This is a genomic window from Staphylococcus sp. B1(2026), assembly GCF_058895785.1.
On sequence record NZ_JBZXTS010000068.1, the window covers coordinates 1 to 5,198 of the forward strand.

The 5,198-nt window shown below is 31.6% G+C and carries 3 protein-coding genes; 2 read left to right on the forward strand and 1 reads right to left on the reverse strand.

What is annotated here, in order from left to right:
* The coding region (locus AC5EAH_RS07675; RefSeq protein WP_493494192.1) for a YSIRK-type signal peptide-containing protein at window positions 1-229 on the reverse strand (229 nt) is incomplete at its 3' end.
* Between the two features lie 643 nt (window positions 230-872).
* Here AC5EAH_RS07675 and AC5EAH_RS07680 point away from each other — a divergent pair.
* Both AC5EAH_RS07680 and AC5EAH_RS07685 read left to right on the forward strand, forming a co-directional pair.
* A complete protein-coding gene (locus tag AC5EAH_RS07680) occupies window positions 873-4,871 on the forward strand; it encodes a mucin-binding protein (RefSeq protein WP_493494193.1) in 3,999 nt (1,332 codons plus the stop codon).
* A gap of 71 nt (window positions 4,872-4,942) precedes the next feature.
* Window positions 4,943-5,198: DUF1542 domain-containing protein (locus tag AC5EAH_RS07685; RefSeq protein ID WP_493494194.1), on the forward strand; the 256-nt coding region annotated here is incomplete at its 3' end.

Sequence of the window (5,198 nt, forward strand, 5' to 3'; positions counted from 1 at the left end):
CTTGTTGTTGAGTGCGTGTTTTGTATTGTGGTTGATAGTTGTGATTCATAAAAAACTCTGTGTAATTGGAACCTGGCAAAGGGGTCGAAGCATAACGATAATTTTCTGTTGCATTAACTGTAGTTTGTGGCGTAATAAATGTAGCCCCAATGACCACAGGGATTGTACCAATAGCTAATTTTCTTAATGTATACCTAATACGCTTTGATGTAACGTTTGTTTTTTTCATATTAAATTTCCTCCTAAAGAATATATAATAGTATAAAAGATCCAAAAATAAAATGATAATGTTTGAAAATTTTTATAAATAAGTTTGTTTGAAATAAAAATATATAGAAGAATGTATTTAAATGTATATAGACTATGGCAAGTGATAGTGACTAATTGTCAAATATTTTAAGAAATTATTGGATTAAGAAGTAAATATTTAGAAAATCTAGAATGAATATGATACATTATAAAACGTTTTTTCAATTAATTCTTCCTCCTAATTCGTACTCCTCAAACAGATTTAATTGTGTTATAATGTTCATATGAAATCACTCCTTTAGTTTTTGTGTAGTAACTTAATTATAGAGTGATTTCTTATTTTTTGATAGTCGTAATTTTCTAATTTTATATAAATAGACAAAGTAAAAACCTTTAAAATCAGTTTTTACTTTGTCGTTTTTTATTTTAAAGGCTTTAAACCTTCTTACCCCCATAGGATTTTGAACTCCGCAGTAGATACAATTATTTATGTGTCTTAATATAAATATTGATTTGTAAAAAATACTTTCAAATACTTGTTATTATTAGTATAATGGTTGTGTATGCTAAATTATAGTGATACGTGGTTTATAATTTGAATTAAAAATATAAGGAGTGTAATTATGGTAAGTAAGAATAATCAAAAGTTACTGCAGCAAAAACAATCACGTAAAGTTGAATATTATTCGATTAAAAAAATGAAGTTTGGTGTGGCTTCAGTTGTGGTAGGTGGTTTGTTATTCTTAGGATTAACGAATCAAACGTATGCAGCTGATGCAAATCAAGAAGAAAAAACAACAGCGGAACCAGTGCCAACTACACCGTTAGTTGAAACTAAAGCAATGGAAGAAGTAGTTTCAGCTCCAGTATCAGTTGAAACTAAAGCAACAGAAGAAGTGGTACCAGTTTCAACACCTACAGTTATTAAAGCAACAGAAGAAACAGTTACATCAGAAGTTTCAGAACCAATAGTAACATCATCAGAAGAAGTCAAAATATCTTCAAAATCAGAAACAACAAAATCTGTTGTTTCTGAATCAGTAGAAGAAAAAACGTCTGTAGTACCACAACCAGAAATAACAAATAAATTTAGAAAAAGTACATTAAGAGCAGCAAGTGAACCAGAAGTAACAGAAGAAACAGTGGTGTATAATAATGCAGCTGGTACAGGGAATAACCCAAATGATGGTGTTTTTGTGAATATTCAAAATCAATTTGGGAATATTGATTTTAGTGGAGCTAATGCAAAATCAAAAACAATTACTAATCAAAAAGTAGCGACAAGTGGCTCAAAAGGAAATCAGGAGTTAGGTGATATTACTTATCGTTGGAAAGAAAAAGAATTTTCAGGCACTATTGATGGTTGGACAATTAGTGGTGGTAATGGAAAAATTGTTGCTATTAAACCAGAAGATGTAACTGGCACAGATAGTACAAAAAGACCACAAGAACTTGAATTAGAGTCAGGTGAAGGTAAAAAAAGAGTTACAAATATTGTGAAGCCATATGCACCTTCTAAAGTGTATGATAATAATGGTAATATTGCTACGTCAGCAGGAGATGCTAAATATTTAAGTACAGTGGTTGGAACACCACCATTAACAGGAATTAATGATTCGGCAACACGTGGTAGTTATTATTTAGAATTGGGACAACAAGGTAAAGTATTAGAAAAAACTTTTGATGTTAATGGTAATTCAGAATTAGCATTACGTGTATTATATAATGGTGCTTATGGAGCAGAGAATAATTTACCAGCAGGTGAAAAAATTAAAGTTACAGTTTTAGATGCAAATACAAATGCTATTATTACAACAAGTGATGCAACAACATCAAATGATAAAAATGAGCAATCAATTGAAGGTGGTCCTAAAGGTAATCCAGCTTCTGGAGCAGGAGCTACAGGTGGTTGGAATGCACTTTCTCGTTTATATTCAATTCCAGATAATACAACAAAAATTAAAATTAAAATTGAAGCATTAGAAAATGGTTCAGCAAATTCAGGTAAAAATTTACAAGATGGATTTTTACTTGGTGGTGTTAACTTAGTTACTGGACCAGCTATTCAAACGATAACGGATGTACGTAGTAACAAGAAAACAAGTCAATACGGTAAATATCGTATTTATAAAAAAGATCAAAAAGGTGAATTTTTATTTGACTTAAAAAATATGGGTGCAATGGAATTAGCTACAAGTTTTGGAGTAAATGTAGTTATTCCTGAAGGCGTAACAATTTCTGAAAAAGATAAAACAGCACCAGGTCGTAATTTTGGGCCATATATTGCTTCTTCTACGTATGACGAAGCTACACGAACTTTGAATTTTAGATTAAATGCGATATATAGTAGTGGTGGTAAAGGTGCTCAACGGTTATTGCCACAAAAAGATACAGTTAGTTTTAAAATCCCGTTCACTGTTGTAGATGATCAAGAGAGAACAGCAACATTTAAAGTAACATCAGGTTATTTATTAGGTGGACGTGATGTTAATAAAAATGATGCTATAGATGATGGTGGCTATTCTGCAACTGATGTTTCTTCAACAAAATTTACAAACGCAAAAGATTTTGAGTTTACACGTACTATTTATATAGATAGTAAAGTGCCAAATGCACCTGTTTTAGAAGAAGTACATACAGATGGTATTAACGGTGAAAATAAAGCATTAAATCAACCTAAACAATTATTGATTACACCACCGACAGAAAGTACAGATGGTACAGAAGTAGATAATACAATTGGTACTGGTAGTGATCAAGTACATAGTAAGTTAGCAGTAATGACGGTCAAATTCCCAGGTGATAAAACAGTTTTTTTAACTAGAAAAGAAGATGGTGAATGGTACCAAGATAGTACAAAATTAGCAAAACAAGGTGATAAATTAATTTTACCTATACCGTCAGATGTTAATTTAGTAGAAGGTACTGACAAGATTATAGCAACTGCAACGGATTATGTAGGAAACGAATCAGCAGAAGGTAAAACTAATGTATTAAACAATGCGCCAGCATTGACTATTGGTAAAAATGAACTTAAACATTATGTGAGAGCTAATGCTTTAACAGATGCTGAATTAGAAACTCAAGCGCAAATTACAAAAACAGATTTAGAAGATGATCGTGATGGTGTAGATGCAACTAAACCGTCGATTCAAATTACAGATAAAGGTGGCTATACGCCTTCAACAGCTGGTACGTATACAATTACAGCTAAAGCTGTAGATAGCGAAGGTAAATCATCAGCAACACAAACTTTTACTGTGAAAGTATTAGATTTAGTAAAAGTACCTTCAACAGCACCAAAAAATAAAGATGAAGCTATTCAAGATTCAAATTATCCAGATAATCCAAGTAATCCAAAATATCCAGCTGGTGTGGATGAAAATAGTTTGAATAAAATAGTAAATAGAACAGTTACTTATGTTAAAGAAGAAAATGGGCAAGAATCAACAGCAACAGAAGCATCTACACAAACACAAATTGCAACATTTAAACGTGATGCTTTAGTTAATCCTGAAACAGGAGAAGTTACATATGTTAACCCGGATAATGCGAGTCAGACAGTCGAACAAGCATGGAAAGCAGAAGGTAATAATTTTGCAGTTGTTAATACACCAAAAATTGAGGGTTATGTAGCAGATAAAGCTAATGTACCAGCTAAAACAGCGACAGCAGCTGATGAAAATGAAACTATTAAAGTAATTTATAAAAAAGTTGGTAATTTTGTAGCAACTGTTCCTAATGGTGAAACTGCAATCGAAAATCAAGCCTATCCAAATGGTACAGATGCAACAACAATTGATACAACTAAAGCAACTATTAAATATGTTGAAGGTTTAACACCAAAAGTAAACGGTACTGCTTTAACATTAAAAGATGTTAATAATCCATCAGCAGGATATAATGCACCACAAGTTACTGATCCAACAGCAGATACACAAATTGTTTATGAAAAAGATATGCAACAAGCAACAATTACTTTCAAAACAGAAGATGGTACATCAGTAGCTGATGCCATTGATTTACAAGGTGATTCTAAAGCTCCTATTAATAAAGATAAATATACAGCTACATTAGATAAATTAATCAAAGATGGTTATAAAGTTGTATCAGATAATTTTAGTGGTAATCACAACTTTGATACTGACAGTAAAGTGAAACAAGACTTTGCAGTTGTTGTAACTGTGGATAAGGATAAAGCTAAAGATGAAATTGAAAAAGCTAAAACAGAAGCTGAAAATGCAATTGATGCTTTAACTAATTTATCAGACGAAGAAAAACAAAAAGCAAAAGATAAAATTGCACAAGATGCTCAAAAAGCAAAAGAAGCAATTGAAGCGGCAAAAGATAAAGCAGCAGCTGATGCAGCAAAAGAAGCGAATGCATTAGATAATAATAAATCTCAAGCAACAGCTGAGCTGGATGATCATGCAAATGCGAATGATAAAGCAATTGATGCTTTACCAAACTTAACACCTGAAGAAAAACAAGCGGCAAAAGATAAAGCAGCAGCTAATTTAGAAAAAGCAAAAGAAACAATTGCCAATGCTAATGATAAAACAGCTGTAGATAACGCTAAAAATGAAGGTGAATTGGTTAATGATAAAGATANGCTAATTTAGAAAAAGCAAAAGAAACAATTGCCAATGCTAATGATAAAACAGCTGTAGATAACGCTAAAAATGAAGGTGAATTGGTTAATGATAAAGATAAGGCTAAAACAGTAGTTGATGACACTACTAAAAAAGCCAAAGAAGATATTGATGCTTTAACTAACCTATCTGAAGATGAAAAAGCAGCAGAAAAAGCAAAAATAGATAAAGTAGCAGAAAAAGCAAAATCAGATATAGATAAGGCTACTTCTAAAGATTCAGCAGATAAAGTAGCAGATAATAATAATTTAGAAAGTACAAAAGAAGTATCTAAAGCAACAATTGATGATGCTAAGA